This is a genomic window from Sphingobacteriaceae bacterium (genome assembly GCA_002319075.1).
In the GTDB taxonomy this organism is placed as follows: domain Bacteria; phylum Bacteroidota; class Bacteroidia; order B-17B0; family Aurantibacillaceae; genus Aurantibacillus.
The window spans coordinates 1093919-1112256 of record NVQB01000001.1 but is presented as its reverse complement, the minus strand read 5'-3'; the positions used below and the strand labels follow the sequence as shown (position 1 = coordinate 1112256).

Here is an 18338-nt window from a genome sequence, read left to right as displayed (position 1 = left end):
TTATTCAATTTAATTTATGTCAATAATTCACAATCCTTCTGTAAATTTAATTTTACGGAGCATACTAAAACCGTTTAAAAAAATAATTCCTTCGAGGTTTCATTTCGCCATTAACGGCAAAATTACGGTGAACATGCCTGAAGGGAAGAAAATGGTTTGTTATGCGAATCCTACCAGTCCTATGTTGAGAGTCCTTTTTTGGGGGGGAGTAAAAGGATTTGAGTACGACGAGCTTGCGATTTTCATAGCACTGGCAAAAAAATCTGACTGTTTTTTTGATATTGGAGCTAATTTGGCATATTATTCAATTGTAGCGAAGCTTTACAATAAAAAGATAGTTGTGCATGCTTTTGAACCTTTGCCGGGAACTAAAAAATTTGCAGAAATAAATGCAGCGATGAACGGTTTTGAGGATATTACATTACACTCCATCGCGCTTAGTAATACAGACGGAGAAGCGGTTTTTCACAGCCGTATCAATCCAAAGTTTAAAGATCTCGATATTCATTTGAATGGAGACAGTAGTTTATACCCTGGTCGTCTTTTAGATTCGGAGTTAAGGTCGATAACTGTAAAAACAGAAAGACTCGATACTTTTTTTAAACAGCATTTAAAAAGTGGACAAAAGATTGATCTCATCAAGATGGATACTGAGGGTACGGAGAATATGGTGCTGGAAGGATCAGCTGATGTGTTGAAGAATCATCGTCCTATTATTATGTGCGAAATTATAACCGGTGGAATTGAAAAGGAAGTTCAGGATATAATGCTTCAATACAAATACATATTTTTTGCAGTAGAATCAAAAGGTTTAAGAAAAACCGATACACTTTTCATTTCGACCGACAAACAAAATTTCTTTTTTGTACCAACCGAGAAGGAAACAATGGTGTCTGAATTGTTAGTCTGATTGTACAATTTTTAAAACTATAACAAACGTAAAACCCCTCACAATAAGAACGTGAAGGGTTTTTTTGTTTTTTGGGCAAAATTTTTTTTGCCAGATCGCAACACTTATTCTGCATGCATCTCTGATAGTTAAGTTCTAATTGACTTCAAAATTAATTCTTAATCAACAATAAAAAGTACCGTTCAACGGATAAAATGCAAGTTTGATAAACGGATCTGTTTTTTATAAGAGTTTGCAAAGGTATCTACATTAGCTTAAATTATGTGGAAGCATATTCAAAGGGTAATGCGTGCTTTTTAACCATGAGGATAAGACTTTTGTAGAAATACCAAGACGAAAAAAAAGTGAAGTCTTGCAAATTTTGAAAAGTAGAATATAAAGTGATTTTAAAGTAGCGGACACGCTATGGTTATTTAAACATCACTGAAATTTTTGAACATATAAATTTTAGTGTTAGAATTAAGTGTAAACTTGGAAAAAAATAGAAGAGAAAACCAAATGGATAATTACAAATTTGTTAGAGTTTCAGAAGAGAACCTTTTTCAATTAGTTTCTTTATATAGAGAAAGTTTCAATTCTAAAGTAAGTGTCGATTTTTTAAAAAAGAAATTTGATACTGCTGCCTTTGGATCTGCATATATTGGGTTTCTGGCTTTAGATAATAAAACGGATGAACCTGCCGGATATTACGGCGTTTTTCCATTATTGGCCCAAATTGAAGGTAAGGAAATTCTGGTTGCCCAATCTGGTGATACCATGACTCATCCTAAACACCAGGGCAAAGGTCTTTTTACCGAGTTAGCTAAAAAGACATATATTTTGGCTCAGGAGCAAGGAATTAAATTTGTTTTTGGTTTTCCGAATAAAAATTCTTTTCCAGGATTTAAAAAGAAATTAAATTGGCAGTTTTATAGTGATATTAATAATTACACCATTAAAACTGGGGTATTACCTTTTGATAAACTCGCTAAAAAAATATCCTTTTTAAAACCTCTACATGAAATTTTCATAAAAATTAGATTAAAGAAATACACACTGAATTCTGAATTTTCAAACTCTCTTCAAAAACAACAGAATACACACGGATTTATAATTCACGATGCTGTTTTTTTTCTCTACAAAAGCTATTACAATTCTTTCACCGTAAAAATTGAGAATGTTTGGTGTTCTTTAAAAATTGACGGCAGGCTTTGGGTAGGAGATATTGACCATTGTGAAAAGTCGCAATTTTTTAAGGTTATTGAGGGTTTATTTACCTTGGCAAAAGCAATAGGTTGTTCATCTGTGCATCTATCCTTAACAAACGAAACTTTATATGATCACTACATGAAAGAAAAATATGTTCTCTTGGGAAAAGATCCAATTGGTTACATAAATTTTGATGATTCCATAAATCCTTCAAAATTCGCTTATAATGCAATTGATTTTGATACGTATTAATCAAAAACCGTATAAATCGAATTGTTTCGAAAGTCTCAACACATTCGATTCGTAAGTAGTAGAATTACTAATCGTAAATCTCGCCAGCAAATTTGGATCAGAGTTGTTTTCGTTGTGTCGGTAGCCCACAGCAGCAATGTTCAGGTAGCCCTGATCTTTTGCTAGTTCAACAGTTTCCTTCGAATAGCTTCCATCGGGAAAGGCAAAAGTAATAACATCTTTTCCGATTGTTGCTTCGATGAGTTCTTTGGAAAGCTTGAATTCTTCTACGGCTGCCTCTTTGTTTAAAAATTCCATGTTAAAATGTGAGTGTGAATGTGCCCCAAATTCTATCAAAGATTCATTAGCATAGTTGGCCAGTTCTTTGCCTTTTATAAGTCGTAATAATTCGGGAGATGCGTTTAACTCTTTTGTTTTGTAACCAAAGCGATCAAGAAGTTCTGAGGCAAGCGTTTCTGTGTGTTCACCTAGTGTTTTAAGATACGCGGGCAAATCCAGTTTCAGTGCTTCATTATAAAAAGACGGAAATTTAAAAACGTAATTTTTAACTACAATGTCTTCTTTGTGGTTTTTTTTTATGATGTCAATCATATCAGGCCATGCCAAATAGTTATCCTCTACAAGCGACTTAGAAATGATATAGAAAGTTGCAGGAACGTTATGTTTTTTAAGAACAGGAAGTGCGATGTTAAAATTGTTCTCATAACCATCATCAAAGGTAAGTGCAAGAGTTTTCCTGGAAACTTTTCTTTTGGCGCGATGAATTTCAAATATCTCGCTGAGGGGAACGATGTCAAAGTTTTTTTTAATGTAAACAATTACTTTTTCAAATTCAGAAACCGGCATATGTCTGTTGTTAAAAACAGCATTATTGTTTTTTCTTACGCCATGAAAATTAAGAATACAGCACGATGTTTTAGATTTACCTAAAAAGTATTTATCTATTCCAAACGCAAGTGCTGCAGGAAGTACAAAATTGCGGGCTATTTTTTTCGAAAGACGCATTTAAACTTTTTGTCGGATCAGTTTCACGAAAATAATTAATCTTTTTGGATGGTAAAAGGAATTATCCAGCCCCGGATTTAGTTTGACGTTTAGTCAATAAAGGAAAAGCCTTGTTGATCAGATGAAAATTCGGCATTCTTTGCGTAATATTGTGAACATCTAAATAAATGCTGTCCTCACTCATAAAAAAAGAATTTTTGCTTGAATTTCGCCAAAAGTCGACTTTGGGGGGTGTGTTGGTCTACGTAATCGGCACCATTTTTGTCAGCGCGCTTTGTTTTAAGGGAAAAGTCGACAAGCCTACCTGGAACGCGCTTTTCTGGATCATTACGCTTTTTACCTCTGTTACAATTAGCGGCAAAAGTTTTATAAAAGAAACCGGGGGACAAGCCCTTTTTAATTTCCTGCATTACAGTCCGCAGCATTTTATTGTTTCTAAGGTGCTTTATAATATGGTTTTTATGCTTTGCCTGAGTTTTATTACTTTTTTCTTTTATGCCTTTTTTATCAGGAATGAAGTTGAAAATTTAGGATTATTCTTTATAGTGTTGGTTCTTGCCTCAACAGGTCTGGCAGGGGTATTAAGCCTTATGAGTGCAATTGCCAGCAAAGCCAGCGGTAATTTTGCCATTATGAGCATTCTCAGTTTCCCGGTTATAATGCCGCTTATTCTGGTAATTATCAGAGTAAGCAAACAAGCTGTAGACGGAATAGAATGGGCCGGGGTAGGTTTTGATTTTATTGTGATTTTGGCTGCATTAAATGTTTTAACCATAGCCCTTTCTTTTCTATTATTTCCCTATCTTTGGCGGGATTAAAAAACAGGTTTTAGTCAATAGTTTTTAGTCAATAGTCAATAGCTTAATTTTAATAGTTGGTTTTCGTTTTTGGAATTAACTGTATACATAAATTAGCAGATACAAACTATAAACTATCGACTATCAACTATAAACTTCGCGATGAAGCACTGGTACAAAATACTTTCGGTAATTCTTATTTTTTATACCCTTATCTGGGGTTTACTGAATCCGGTTCCGCGTCTGGATATTTTAAACGAAACCATTCGCAACGTGTATTATCATGTTCCCATTTGGTTTGCAATGCTTTTTATGATGACGGTTTCGCTTATTCAGAGTCTTATGGCTTTGTCAAAAACTGATCTGGTAAATGATACCAAAGCATACAATGCAGCTCTTACTGGTTTTTTCTTTAGTATTCCGGGTTTGTTAACAGGTTGTGTATGGGCTAAATTTACCTGGGGTACGTGGTGGACTTTTCAGGATCCAAAACTAAATGGCGTTGCTATTAGTATTTTGATTTACCTCGCTTATTTTATTTTACGCTTTTCTATCGAAGACGAATTAAAACGCGCTCGCATTTCAGCGGTCTACAATATTTTTGCTTATGTGATGATGAATGTTTTTATTATGGTCCTTCCAAGACTTACAGATTCTTTGCATCCCGGCAATGGAGGTAATCCTGCCTTTGCTAAATATGACCTTAACGACAGTATGCGAATGGTTTTTTATCCGGCGGTAATCGGTTGGGTTTTTTTTAGTTATTGGATTTTTCAAATTAAAAACAGAATTAGTTTTATAAAAAGTAAACTGGATGATTAAGAAGATTTTAGGATTTGTGTTTGTATTGCTGAGCTTTTTTTCAAAAGCCGAAGGAGCTGTTGATTCTGAATCGCCTGAAATGGCAGATGCATTCAGGCTGGATGGAAAAATCTATATTGTAATCGCGGTAATTGGGATAATATTTTTATCTCTCGTTTGCCTTTTAGTTTATATTGAACGCAAACTGAAAAAAATTGAAGCGAAAGTGAACGAAGTAAAACACGATAAACTATAGGCTTTCAACTATAAACTATTGACTAACAGAAAATGAAAAAATTACACATACTTGGAATCATCGTTATTGCTGTTGCTATCGGCGTAATTTTTGTTTCCTTAAAAAACACAAGTACCTACGCTGATTTCACTGAAGCGATTTCGAATCCTGATAGAGAGTTTCACGTAGTAGGAAAGCTGGATAAAGCCCAGCCGCAGGTTTACAATCCAAAAGAAAATCCCGACCAGTTTCTTTTTAGCATGATTGATAATAAAGGTGTAATTAAACAGGTTGTGTTGCACAAAAGTAAACCTCAGGATTTTGAAAAAAGCGAACAAATCGTTTTGATAGGAAAAATGCAAGGGGATAATTTTCATGCTAACGACATTTTAATGAAATGCCCAAGTAAATACAACGACGCTAAACCTCAGGTAAATTAATTTCCTTATGACTTTTATTAATACTGTTGGTGAACGTTTGTGGGCAGGTAATCTGGGAAACGCCTTCATAATCTTATCTTTTGTTGCAGCTCTTCTTTCCTTTCTGAGCTTTTATCTTTCGTATAAAAACAACGAATTTGTAAAACTCGCACGTTTTGCTTTTAACCTTCATGGTTTTGCGGTGATAGGAATTATTGGCACATTGTTCTACATGCTATTCAATCATTTTTTTGAATACCAGTATGTTTTTCAGCATAGTAATATGGATATGAATATGAAATATATTCTGTCTTGTTTCTGGGAAGGTCAGGAGGGTAGCTTTTTATTGTGGACTTTCTGGAATGTTGTTCTTGGCATTATACTTAAAAAGCAGTTAAAAGGTGGTGAATGGGAAGTTCCTGTTATGACAATTTTCTCGCTGGTACAGGTTTTTCTGGCAAGTATGATTCTTGGCGTTTATGTTTTCGATTATAAAATCGGAAGCAACCCTTTCTTGTTGTTACGCGAACATGCCGATTATATGAATTTGCCCTGGCTTAACGGAGCTAATTTCATGGCCAATACCGTTAAGTTTGCAAGAGGTCTCAATCCTTTGCTTATGAATTACTGGATGACTATTCATCCACCAACTTTATTTTTGGGCTTTGCATCTACCTTAGTTCCTTTTGCATTTTCTATCGCAGCTTTGTGGAATAAACAATACACCAGGTGGCAAACTATTGCCTTGCCGTGGACTTATTTTGGAATTCTTGTTTTGGGAGTGGGTATTTTAATGGGTGGGGCATGGGCCTATGAAGCATTGAGCTTCGGCGGGTTCTGGGCCTGGGATCCTGTGGAGAATGCCTCACTTGTGCCCTGGCTTGTTTTGGTGGCCGCTGGCCACACTATGATCATTAATAAAAATAAAGGTGGCTCATTATTTACCACACATTTTTTAACTATAGGAAGTTTTTTACTGGTTCTTTATTCTACCTTTCTAACAAGAAGTGGTGTGCTTGGAAACGCTTCTGTGCATGCCTTTACAGACCTTGGTATGACGGGACAATTGGTGCTATATGTATTGACTTTTATATTCATTAGCGTTGCTTTATTAATCCGCGATAATCTATTCCGGGTTTCGTATATGGTTATTTCGTTGCTACTACTTGTATTTGGCGCACTTTATGGCTATAAAAAAATTCTGCTTTTATGCTGGATCTCTGCTTCAGGAATTATCACAGCAATTTCCTATTATCTCTACTTTCCAAAAGAGAAAGACGAAGAAGAACTTTTTTCCCGTGAATTTTGGATGTTTCTAGGGTCATTGATATTAATCCTTTCCTCTTTGATCATCACTTATTTTACCTCCATTCCCGTTATCAATAAACTTTTTGATACACAGTTTGCTCCACCAAAAGTTCCAACTTACAATATCTGGATGGTGCCTTTTACCATTATATTGATGGTACTTATTGCCGCAGCTCAATTTTTAAAATACAAAAAGACAGATTCAAAGAAATTTTTAAAACGTATTTCTTATAGTTTTCTTTTGGCTTTGATTTTTGGGACAGTTTGTGCTATTCCGTTTTACTTTTTAAATAACTTCTCAGAAGCAAACGGTACTGAAAAATGGAACCTTGTAAGTTACGCTCTGTTGCTAATAGCTGGTTTATTCGCCGCTATTGCCAATGGCGATTATTTTATAACAGTTTTAAAAGGCAAGGTGTCTAAAAGTGGCGCCGCTATTGCGCACATTGGTTTTGCAATGGTTTTGTTAGGGGCTTTGATATCTACATCTAAAAAAGTTGTGCTTTCGAAAAATACGGCAGAGAGAAAAGTTTCAGCCTTAGGCGAGGGATATGATGATAAGAAAAGTATCCTGTTAACTCAGGGCGATACTTTGCCAATGGGACCTTACCTGGTTACCTTTACCGGCAAGCGTCGCGAAGGTATTGACGTTTATTTTAAAGTGGATTATCTGAAGTTAAATAAGGACAACAAACCGGTTTACGATTTTTCTTTAGAACCACATGTTCAGCAAAATCCCCGAATGGGAAATTCTCCTGAGCCGGATACCAAACATTATCTGGATCGCGATATATACACGCACGTGACTTATGCGATCATGGATTTTGACACAAGTTCAGCAAAGAAAAATTCTTTTACGGAAGCTAAAAATTATATAGGGCACGTGGGTGATACTATTTTTTCAAGTAATGCCATCATTGTGATTGATTCTTTGAGAAGTAATTTAAGTCAGAGTGAATACGAAAAGAACGATTCTCTGTTGGAGGTTACTGCCGTATTGCGCTGCGTAGACGTGCAATCGAGAGCGTTTTATGCTTACCCTAAATTTATTATTAAACGTAATGTGGTTATACCGCAGGAAGACGTTGTAGAAGAGCTCGGATTAAAACTGGTATTCTGGAAAGTAAATCCTGAAGATGGCACAATTGAAATTACACTAAGTGAGAAAGTAGGAAATAACCGCGATTTTTTTGTAATGGAAGCTTATGTCTTTCCATACATCAACGTATTGTGGCTTGGCTGTTTAATAATGGCTTTAGGTACTGGTATTGCCATGCTGGAGAGAATGCGTAAATTAAAGCAACAAACGGAATAAATGGAAAAAGAAGCTAAGCAAAAGGTCGTAATAATTGGTTGCGGTAACGTGGCCTGGCACATTGCAAAACATCTTCAATCCCTTAAAAAATTTAGTATTTCCGTTTACAATCATCAGGAAAATCCTCTTCTTACAGAGTTTAAAACGAAACTTAAATGCAAAATCGGCGAGAGTTTACAGTATATTGACTCGGATGCCTCTATGTATTTTATCTGTGTTACGGATAAATACATTTCAAAAGTAGCTTCAAAATTAACGGTGAAAAATCCGAATGCCGTTTTGGTTCATACTTCCGGAAGCGCAAAATTACAGGAGCTTGGGGGTAGAATTCACAGTACGGGTGTTTTTTATCCATTGCAAACCTTTTCAAGGGATGCGCGTATTGATTGGAAAAATGTACCTATCATAGTAGAATCAGAAAATCGTGATTCGGAACACACACTTTTACATTTTGCTGATCTTTTTAGTAAGACCGTAATTTCGTTGGATTATAAAAACAGATTGAAGTTGCACCTTGCAGCAGTTTTAGTGAATAATTTCACCAATGCTTTATACGTAAGCGCATTTGATCTTATAAATCGTGATTCAACAAGTAAAGATCTCAACTTTGAAGTTTTACTTCCATTGATTGAACAAACCACTCAGAAAATTCGCACGCTAGAGCCCAGGGCAGCGCAAACTGGCCCGGCAAAACGCAAGGATGAAAGTGTGATGAACAAACACCTGGATCTTATTTCAAAACAAAACGATCTCAAAAAAATATACAAGCAAATCAGTAAACTGATAGCAAAACAACAAGAGAAATAAGATGCTGAATTTTAAACAACGCTTAACAAAAATAACCACTATCATGTTTGATGTGGATGGAGTGATGACGGATGGAAAAGTGCTGGTAATGGAAAGTGGAGAGATGGTAAGGAATATGAATTCCAAAGATGGCTATGCCTTAAATCTTGCTGTTAAAAAAGGCTACAGGGTAGTTATAATCACGGGAGGAAATAATCTGGCGATTAAGAATGCACTGGCTAGAAATGGAGTTACCGACGTATTTATAAAACAGCACGATAAACTTGCTTGTTACCAGGAGTATTTGTCTCTTCATAAATTAACCGACGAGGAAGTTGTGTTTATGGGTGACGATCTTCCTGATCATGAAATAATGAGTAGGGTAGGCTTAGCGGTTTGTCCTAACGACGCTGTGCCTGAGATTAAACAGGTTAGCCAGTACATTTCTCCAAAAAATGGTGGAGAAGGCTGTGTGCGCGATATCATCGAACAGGTAATGCGTGTGCAGGGCAAGTGGGAAATTGCTAAGTGGTAAAGCTTGGTCTTTAACCCTGTCAGGGTTTAAAACCCTGACAGGGTTAAAGACAATTACCAAGCTAAACAGGTAAAAGTAGATATGCAAAAGAACGAAGTACATTTGGAACCAGACTGTTACTATCATATTTACAACCGCGCTGTTGGAGAAGAAGCTTTGTTTTATTCGCCGGAAAATTACTTTTATTTCTTAAAAAAGTACAGGGAATATCTTTCACCAATACTAGAAACATTTAGTTATTGTTTAATACCAAATCACTTCCATTTCTTAGTTCGCATTAAGAATGAGGAGGTGATTAAAAAGGTTATGAGAAAAGTATATGAGACAGATGAAGTTAAAATTACTGTAAACTTGTATATTAGTAAACAGTTTTCGAATTTCTTTAACGGTTATTCTCAAGCGATAAATAAACAACAAATGAGAAGGGGCACATTATTTACAAGACCTTTTAAGAGAAAGAAAATTGATTCAATGGAATACTTAAGAAATGTAACGGTTTACATTCATTCAAATCCTGTCAATCATGGTCTTGCTAAAGGGATAAGTGAGTGGCAATACAGCTCTTACAAGTCTATATTGTTAGATAGCAACAATGACCTAAATAGAAAGGAAGTAATTAGTTGGTTTGAAGATGCTACTAATTTCTCAATAGTCCATCAAACGTCGGTAACAAAAGATGCGATTACTATAGAATTAGATTAGTTTTACAAATAGCGATAGTAAATAATAAAAATTGAACAATCTCCTCAGACATAATAAACTTCTGGCTTTTTTTAAGCTCGTGCGCATCGAAAACCTGGTGATGATTGCCCTCACGCAAATTGTTTTGCGTACGCTTATTGTACAAAAGATTTTCCTTATCAATAACATTCAGCCAGAGCTTGAAAATAGTTTGTTTTATTGCTTAGTGCTTAGCACCGTTTTAATTGCAGCGGCTGGCTATATTATCAATGATTATTTCGACGTGAAAACAGATTTGATCAATCATCCCGACACGGTAGTAGTTGACCGTGTGATCAAAAGGCGTTGGGCTATCATCCTACATATAACCTTTACTTTAGTAGGCATCACCCTTGGCATGTATACAGCACTAAAAACTGGCTATCTCCGGCTCGCTATTTTTCATTTTGCTGCAGCCATATTACTGTGGTTTTATAGCACACATTTAAAAAAGACCTTATTGATTGGAAACGTCGTTGTTTCTTTACTGACAGCCTCGGTTACATTTATGCCTCTTGTTTACGAATTAGGTGTAATGCAAAAGCATGATCCTACTTTTCTATTGACTTATAAGTACGTTAATTTTTCTATTTTTAAAATTACTTTTATTTATGCGCTTTTCGCTTTCATAACAAGCATGGCACGGGAAATAATTAAAGATATGGAAGATTATAAAGGCGATAAAGAAACCGGGGGACGCACAATGCCTATTGTTTGGGGTATGCGGGTGAGCAAGTTAAACGCCTTTTTCTTATTAATTATTACCATCCTCTTGCTTTTATTTGTACTTTATAATACTATCCGATCAGAGCGGGTTCTTTTTACGCTCAATAATTTTTATATTCTTATGGGGCTTGTTATCCCTCTTTCTATTCTCGCTCTCTATACGATCAAAGCCCAGGAAAGTAAGCAGTTTAAAAAAGCCAGTTTATTGCTTAAATTTATTATGTTAACGGGACTTTGCTACAGCTTTATTTTTTATTACAATTAAACACTCTATGGAAAAAGTAGAAACGATTTTAAATGAATTTCCTTATAAATTAATTCTTGGTTCTGCATCCCCACGCAGACAGGAATTATTGAAGAGTTTGGGGTTTGAATTTCGTAATAACCCTGTAAAGGTTGACGAAACCATTTGGCCAAAAGATCTGGAAGCTCAGGAAATTCCTTTATTTCTCGCAGAATTAAAAGCAGACGCTTACGAAGAAGATTTGAAAGACGATGAGCTTCTCATAACAGCCGATACCATTGTTTGGTGCGAAGGAAAAGTATTTAATAAACCCGCAAATTTTGCTGAAGGAAAAAAAATGCTGGAAACTTTAAGTGGAAAGATGCATGAAGTTTTTACGGCAGTCTGCTTAAAAAGCGCAAATAAACAAACCACTTTTTTTGACGTAAGTAAAGTGTATTTCAAAAAATTAAAAGCCACAGAGATAGAATACTATTTGACGAATTTCAGTCCGTATGACAAAGCGGGCGGTTACGGCGTTCAGGATTGGATAGGCTATATCGGTATTGATCGCATCGACGGTAGTTTTTACAATGTGATGGGTTTGCCGGTGAAGGATTTGTATGAGGAGTTGGTTAAGTTCTAGTTCCAACTCTGTTCTAAATGTAAAAGGAGGGCAACCTGGTGTTGTCCTCCTTTTTTTCCCCCTGGTCTGCTATTAACCCTTACTTTTTGATTTCTTCTCCTTAGCCTTTTCCTCTTCAATCTCCTTCGCTCTTTTTTCTTCGTCTTCCTTCGCTTTTTTGCTGGCAGATTCTTCTTCTTTCGCTTCTCTCCTGGATGCAAGTCGTACATTTTTTTCGCGAATACCGCTAAAGTAGCCCATGGTAGTAATGATCACAACGCCGCTTTGCAGATCTCCATACATCGCCGGAACACCGCCAGGAAAGACACTTAAATTCTCTATGGATAATCCGGGTACTGAAGCTGCTCTCAAAGTTCTTACACCATCTACGAAATAGCCGCTTGCATCACCTCTGGAGCCTCTGAAATGCACCTCTCCATCGCCGGTAGAAACTACATCGCTGGTCATAGCTTCAAGCGCACCTTTTATGTCTCCGCGTGTATAACTTGCATTACGGTTTAATTCTTCCGCGTCAAGGCTCACAACATTAAATATAACTTTATCCACTCCCGTTTTAGTATAGTCTATAGGATCGGCAGTTACTATAACAGTCCCAAAAGCGTTAGCCGACATTTTTATATCTACATAGGTGGCTTCGTTGGGAATTATTTTTACTTTATTTACGGGCTGTGTTTTATGACCTGGTTCAGTTACCATCAATTCGTAGGTTCCGGGAACCAGGGGTTTGTAGTTATAACGTCCGTCTATATCCGTCTGTGCGCCACCGATAAGCTGCCCATCCTGCAATATTTTTATGTTGGCATAAGGGATAGGTTGAAGATCGTCCTTATCTTTAATAACCCCGCGTATTTCTCCTATAGACTGGCAGTTTGCTGCAAGCGAGATGCCTGCGAAAAGTGCACATAGCACTGATTTATAATTTTTAGTTTTCATAGTATATTGGTTTAAAATTTATAATGAACCGGTTCTTGCTTTAAAGGCGTAGCCAGTTTCTTTTTCCATAAAAATTAATTTTATGGAAATCTGAAAAAGAAACGTCTTATCTTAGAGAGACAGATATATGTGGTTATTTACAAGAAAAAATAGCGCAAGTGATGAAGAATTAGTTCTGGATTATTTTCATTCCGGAAATAAAAAAGTAGTGGGCGATCTTTTTGAACGACATGTGAAAACCGTTTTTGGTGTTTGTTTGTTTTATTTCAGAGATAAAGATCAGGCTAAGGATGCAGTGATGCAGATTTTTGAAAAGCTAATAACCGATCTGCGCAAAACAGAAGTAAAGAATTTTAAAGGTTGGTTGAGTTTTGTTGTACGCAATTTTTGTATAAGTGAACTTCGTAAAAATCAGGGCAAACATTTTGTGCCTGAAACGTATCTCGATTTTGAGGTGCGTGAGCCCAGCTTCGATGAAGAAGAAAAGTTAAAGCGGGTGAACGAAGAACTCCTGCTTGAACACATGAATAATGCTCTGCCGGAATTGAAAGAAAATCAGAGAGTATGCGTGGAAGCTTTTTATTTAAAAGGATTGTCTTACCAGGAAATTTCTGATAGCACTCCATTTACTGTAAATGAAGTGAAAAGTTTTATACAGAATGGTAAACGCAACTTAAAATTATTAATAGAAGAAAAAATTAAAGTAAAACGGAAATGAAAAGAGAACCTGTTTATAAAGATGATCTGGATTACCTGGCAGAACTTGGTTTCGAGCAGGTGGCTACAGATGCTTCAGATTTAAATGATCTCAAAAAAAGAATTCATAGAAGAACTTTTTCTTTCAGTAATCTTTATTTGATGTCGGGAAGTTTAATAGTTGGAGTAGTGATTGGTTTTGCTTTGTTTTTTGGGTTCTCAGGAGATAAAAAAAATGTGTCAGAAAAAATTAATACCTCTTCACTGGAAAACCCCCAAACTCCTGATGAAGGAGAACCTGTAAAAACGATTACTTTAGATACAATCAACATCGTTAAGGAAAACTTTATAAAACCCACTGCTCACAAACGTTTGGAGAATGCTGAAAAAGAAAGTACTGAGCAAAGCGAATCGGCTGATAAAATTATTTCGAAGCCAGTTGATCTTTCTGAGCTTGCTAAAGGACACTTAAAAGAAGGGAAATTAAAATACATCATTAACGCTCCTGTCTTTTATTTGCATGATATGAAAATCACAAGTTATACCACGCTTTATTTTGAAAAGAATCGGTTTGTCAGATTTTCAGGCTTGTCTGCCGCGTATTATGCATCTGATGAAGACAATGCAAAAGAGTCGAATTTAAAAGAAAGTGCTGATTATTATTTGCATGAAGAAATTGCAAGTGCGATGCTTAAGTTTAAAAAAGGTAAGTATGATGAGGCAATTTACACTTTAAAAAACGTGGCTTCCTATAATGCGAAAGATCTAAATTGTGATTTCTATACAGCCATGTGTTATTATCATAAAAAGAATTTTACTAAAGCAATTCCACTATTCGATGAATGCATTTTTAATGCGAATAATACCTTTCTCCAGGAAGCCATGTACTATAAAGCTTTATCTCTTTCCGAAAACGGTAATAAAGAAGAGGCGAAAAAATTATTTGAGAAAATAGTGGACGAAGGGGAGTTTTACGCCATAAAAGCAAAAGCCGCTTTGAGTGGTCTTTAAGGAAAAATAAAAAGCAGTCCTTGGGCGAACTGCTTTTCTGTCCCCGATGCAGGTCAGAGTATCCTGGGGAGCGGTATTTGGGTAAAATATTTCTCGTTTTGGGTTTTTGAGTAGTTTCGTTTTCTTCGTGTGCTATCTTAACTTCACAACAATAGTGCCAAAGAATGTTAAGTCTGATGAAGTCTTCTGTCCAAATAGCCATCACAGTGAGGAGGCTGCTTCTAGGGATCAAATTCCGTCTTGTCTGGGTATAGTATTTGTAGTTATTCGACTAAGTCCTTAGAACTTCTTTAATTATTCCGCGAAAAACGGGAGAGGCGTGTAGGTAAATATGGCAATTTCAAAATTAAAAAAAAGAAGTTTAATAGCTTTAGGTTCGATTGTGGTCTTTGTATTGATCGTTATCGCTTGTCTTTCACCAATAGCAAAATACTTCGTTCAAAAGTACGATGTTAGTCTTATCATGGGCAGAGAAATTACCGTGGAGACTGCCTATGTGAATCCATTTACCGGTTACGTGCGGTTTGGAGGACTCAAAATTTTTGAAGCGAATAGCGATAGCGTTTTTATAGGCGCCGAAAGTTTAAGCGGAAATTTCTCTTTAATTAAATTACTGTTTCATGAACTTGAAATAAGTGATCTTACCTTAACAGATCCTAAAGCGCATGTCATTCAAAATAAGAAGATTCTAAATTTTGACGACATTATCCAATTTTATAAGCCTAAACATCCTAAAACAAAAAAGAAAAAAAAGCCTCTGATCGTTAATCTTCCGGATATGCAGATTGTTAACGCTACGTTTATATACCTCGAAAAAAGTATTCCGGTAAATTATTCCATAAAAAAATTCAATGCCAGAAGTCCTGGCCTCATCGACGATAGCGATTCCATGAGTGTTAAATTCGATTTTTTCTCAGGCAATGATAAAGGAGATATGAAAGGCGATTTGGTAGTGAATAAAGAGAATGCAGATTATTCGATTGCAGCTAAAGTAAATAAATATGACATAGGAATTATTGAACAATACCTTAAAGACCTTTCCAATTATGGTAAATTCAGAGCAAATGTAGATGCAGATTTTAAAGCCTCCGGTAATTTTAAGAAAGTAAATGAGATAAATACCAGCGGCCTGTTCGCTGTAAACGATTTACATGTTGGCAAGTCGAGAGAAGAAGATTATGTGGCATTCGAAAAATTTACCATTCAGATCGAGCAGTTAAATCCCTCGGCAAAAAAATATCTTTTCGATTCACTTTCCCTCATTAAACCTTACGCAAAATTTGAATTGTATGATTACCTGAACAACATTGAAATGATGTTTGGTAAAGGAGGTAATAAGGCAGTTGAACATTCAGAGTTTAATATCATCGTAGAAATCGGAAAATACATTGAACAACTGTCCAAAAACTTTTTAAAGAGTGATTATAAAATCAATAGACTTGCTATTTATCAGGGCGATTTTAAATACAACGATTTTACTCTGGGCGAAAAATTTTCAGTGAGCGCCAACCCTGTTTATATTTTAGCTGACTCTATTAAACGTGATAATAAGCCCGTTGAATTTTCTTTAAGAACCGGAATTAAACCTTATGGAGAGGCCTCAGTGAAGATTAGCATTAATCCTAAAGATAGTTCTGATTTTGATGTTCACTACGATTTTAAGCAGATCCCCATTACACTTTTTAATCCTTATCTTATTCGTTATACCTCTTTTCCTTTAGATAGGGGAACTCTTGAATTAAAAGGTGATTGGCGTGTACGTAATGGCATTATTAACGCCCAAAACCGACTCACCATTATTGATCCAAGAATTTATAGGCGTATTCGCGGAGAAGATAACAAATGGTTGCCTATGCACCTTATTACGTATTTCGTTAGAGAACGGGGAAATGTCATTGACTATGAAGTGCCGATAAAAGGCAATTTGAAAGATCCGAAATTTAAATTTAAAGACGTGATACTGGATGTGGCAACAAACATCTTCGTAAAACCAGTAAGCGCAGCCTACATCACTAAGGTGCGGAGCGTAGAAAAAGAAATTGAGAAGTCACGTGTATTGCGTTGGGAAATGCGCCAAAATACCCTATCACCAGACCAGGAAAACTTTTTGGAAGAGCTGTCTGAATTTTTAGTAGAAGATCCAAAAGTAGTATTGCATATCAAACAATTGGTTTATGCAGAAAAAGAGAAAGAATATATTCTCTTATTTGAAGCGAAAAAACGGTATTACCTTCATAAATATAACCGCAAAGCAAATCAGTTAAGTGAAGACGAGAACGAAGAGATAGAAAAGATGTCGATTAAAGATTCTCTTTTTGTAGCATATTTAAAGCATAAAACCAAAGATCCCATGCTATTTACAGTGCAGGCAAAGTGCCTCGCCCTGATTGGACAGAAAGAGGTTGACGCGAAATTTAATGAGTTGCTTAAAGAACGGGAGTCGGCGTTTCTCGCTTACTTTAAAGAAAAAGATATAGCAAAACGAATTAAGATAAATCCGATGGAAGATAAAATTCCATACGCAGGCTTTTCTGCTTACCGAATCGATTATAAGGGAGAGCTGCCTAAAGAATTAGAGCATGCAATGAATAAAATGAACGATCTTAATAATCAAAATCCCCGCAAGAAGTTTAAGAAAGACAGAGATACGCGAAGAAGTTTAATCAGGGCAAATAACCGACGTAAAAAGAAATAGTTTTTAGGCTATTACTTCGTTAATGTCTGGCAATTTTCCAAAACGGCGCAGTGTATTCATATGCGAAGCTAAGGCATCGGCAAAAGTCCGGTTTTCAAGATAAGGAACGCCAAATTCTTCGGCCGTAGACTTTACAATTTCTGTAATGTTTGGATAATGCACATGACAAATTGTTGGAAATAAATGATGTTCTACCTGAAAATTTAATCCGCCAACATACCAGGAAATAAATTTGTGATTTCTCGAAAAGTTAACGGTTGTATTCATTTGGTGAATTGCCCAGTTATTTTCAATAGTGCCGGTAGCGTCGGGTAGAGGATGGGTTGTGCCTTCCACCGTATGTGCCAATTGAAAAATAACCGTCAAAATCACTCCTGCAATAAAATGCATCACTAAGAATCCGCCAATAATTTCTCCCGCCGGTAAATGAAAAAGAAAGATAGGTACGCCTAAAAAAATAATGAAATAGATAACCTTATCAAAAATCATTTTAAAAAGCAGGATGCTGTTTTGTTTTTTCGTATTCTTATTCAAACCTTCTTTTTTATATTTTGCGTATTGCAAAAAGTCTTTTAATAAAGCCCAATACAAAGTAGTAATCCCATAAAATACTACAGCATAAAGAGCTTGTAGTTTATGGTACCATTTTACCTCTGTATGTGGTGAGAATCGGAGTATGGCCTTGTCCTGAATATCCAGATCGTGAGATACAATATTAGTATAAGTATGGTGAAGTAAATTGTGTTGCATCTTCCAGTTAAAGACAGAACCTCCCAGTAAATTTAAAGTGTGTCCAAGCCAACGGTTGGTTTTATGACTCGAAGAATAAGCTCCATGATTAGCGTCATGCATTACACTCATGCCGATTCCGGCGAGACAGAGTCCCATGAGGATCCACAGCACCAGGCTAATATTAAAGGAAGGATGAAAAACGAGAATAGCTATAAACGGTAAGATATAGCCTGATAACAGGATGATGGTTTTTAAAACCATTTGTCCATTTGCATGTTTTGAAATTTTATTCTCTTTAAAATAAGCGTCAACTCTTTGACGAAGTGTAGCAAAAAACTTTGCTTTGTCGCGGTCTTTGTCTATAAAACGAATTGGTGCAGAAATCATGTCTCTCAGTCTAAGTTT

General features: G+C 36.0%; 18 protein-coding genes. 15 read left to right on the top strand and 3 right to left on the bottom strand.

Annotated features, from left to right (window positions below; translation table 11 throughout):
- Positions 1-16 precede the first annotated feature (16 nt).
- Positions 17-910, top strand: a complete 894-nt coding sequence (locus CNR22_05010) for a hypothetical protein (GenBank protein ID PBQ31149.1) — start codon at positions 17-19, stop codon at positions 908-910.
- 450 nt (positions 911-1360) lie between these two features.
- Positions 1361-2350 carry a hypothetical protein gene (locus CNR22_05005; protein ID PBQ31148.1) on the top strand — a complete coding sequence of 330 codons (990 nt, stop codon included), beginning with the start codon at positions 1361-1363 and terminating at the stop codon, positions 2348-2350.
- Here CNR22_05005 and CNR22_05000 read toward each other — a convergent pair whose 3' ends face one another.
- Positions 2351-3355: a hypothetical protein gene (locus tag CNR22_05000; GenBank protein ID PBQ31147.1), complete on the bottom strand. Its 1005-nt coding sequence runs from the start codon at positions 3353-3355 to the stop codon at positions 2351-2353.
- A gap of 167 nt (positions 3356-3522) precedes the next feature.
- Here CNR22_05000 and CNR22_04995 point away from each other — a divergent pair, with 167 nt between their 5' ends.
- The 10 genes from CNR22_04995 (at position 3523) to maf (ending at position 11866) form a co-directional block, all read left to right on the top strand.
- Positions 3523-4173: an ABC transporter permease gene (locus CNR22_04995; GenBank protein ID PBQ31146.1), complete on the top strand. Its 651-nt coding sequence runs from the start codon at positions 3523-3525 to the stop codon at positions 4171-4173.
- A 141-nt stretch (positions 4174-4314) separates the two neighbouring features.
- Complete coding sequence (locus tag CNR22_04990; GenBank protein ID PBQ31145.1) at positions 4315-4974, top strand: ABC transporter permease; 660 nt, start codon at positions 4315-4317, stop codon at positions 4972-4974.
- The gene (locus tag CNR22_04985; GenBank protein ID PBQ34823.1) at positions 4970-5209 is read left to right on the top strand and encodes a CcmD family protein; all 240 of its coding nucleotides are present in this window, start codon (positions 4970-4972) and stop codon (positions 5207-5209) included. Before CNR22_04990 ends, CNR22_04985 begins: the two co-directional genes overlap by 5 nt.
- A gap of 32 nt (positions 5210-5241) precedes the next feature.
- Complete coding sequence (locus CNR22_04980) at positions 5242-5628, top strand: cytochrome C biogenesis protein (protein PBQ31144.1); 387 nt, start codon at positions 5242-5244, stop codon at positions 5626-5628.
- 7 nt (positions 5629-5635) lie between these two features.
- On the top strand, positions 5636-8230 hold the full coding sequence (locus CNR22_04975) for a hypothetical protein (GenBank protein ID PBQ31143.1): 2595 nt from the start codon (positions 5636-5638) through the stop codon (positions 8228-8230).
- A complete protein-coding gene (locus CNR22_04970; protein ID PBQ31142.1) occupies positions 8231-9037 on the top strand; it encodes a hypothetical protein in 807 nt (268 codons plus the stop codon).
- Between the two features lies 1 nt (position 9038).
- A complete protein-coding gene (locus CNR22_04965; GenBank protein PBQ31141.1) occupies positions 9039-9551 on the top strand; it encodes a 3-deoxy-D-manno-octulosonate 8-phosphate phosphatase in 513 nt (170 codons plus the stop codon).
- A gap of 81 nt (positions 9552-9632) precedes the next feature.
- A complete protein-coding gene (locus CNR22_04960; GenBank protein PBQ31140.1) occupies positions 9633-10253 on the top strand; it encodes a hypothetical protein in 621 nt (206 codons plus the stop codon).
- A gap of 31 nt (positions 10254-10284) precedes the next feature.
- A complete protein-coding gene (locus CNR22_04955) occupies positions 10285-11262 on the top strand; it encodes a ubiquinone biosynthesis protein UbiA (protein PBQ31139.1) in 978 nt (325 codons plus the stop codon).
- 7 nt (positions 11263-11269) lie between these two features.
- Positions 11270-11866, top strand: coding sequence for a septum formation protein Maf (gene maf, locus CNR22_04950; GenBank protein ID PBQ31138.1), 597 nt, complete (start codon positions 11270-11272; stop codon positions 11864-11866).
- A gap of 72 nt (positions 11867-11938) precedes the next feature.
- Here the strand turns inward: maf and CNR22_04945 are convergent, their stop codons facing one another.
- A complete protein-coding gene (locus CNR22_04945; protein ID PBQ31137.1) occupies positions 11939-12799 on the bottom strand; it encodes a hypothetical protein in 861 nt (286 codons plus the stop codon).
- 127 nt (positions 12800-12926) lie between these two features.
- On the opposite strand from CNR22_04945, the gene CNR22_04940 reads away from it, so the two are divergent.
- The 3 genes from CNR22_04940 (at position 12927) to CNR22_04930 (ending at position 17201) form a co-directional block, all read left to right on the top strand.
- A complete protein-coding gene (locus tag CNR22_04940; protein ID PBQ31136.1) occupies positions 12927-13517 on the top strand; it encodes an RNA polymerase subunit sigma-24 in 591 nt (196 codons plus the stop codon).
- Positions 13514-14506 (top strand): hypothetical protein, encoded by a 993-nt coding sequence (locus CNR22_04935; protein ID PBQ31135.1) that lies wholly within the window; start codon positions 13514-13516, stop codon positions 14504-14506. The genes CNR22_04940 and CNR22_04935 overlap by 4 nt, the downstream gene beginning before the upstream one ends.
- Before the next feature lie 331 nt (positions 14507-14837).
- Positions 14838-17201, top strand: coding sequence for a hypothetical protein (locus CNR22_04930; protein ID PBQ31134.1), 2364 nt, complete (start codon positions 14838-14840; stop codon positions 17199-17201).
- 3 nt (positions 17202-17204) lie between these two features.
- Here the strand turns inward: CNR22_04930 and CNR22_04925 are convergent, their stop codons facing one another.
- Entirely contained in the window at positions 17205-18320 is a 1116-nt protein-coding gene (locus CNR22_04925) for an acyl-CoA desaturase (protein PBQ31133.1), read from the bottom strand.
- Positions 18321-18338: the final 18 nt, after the last annotated feature.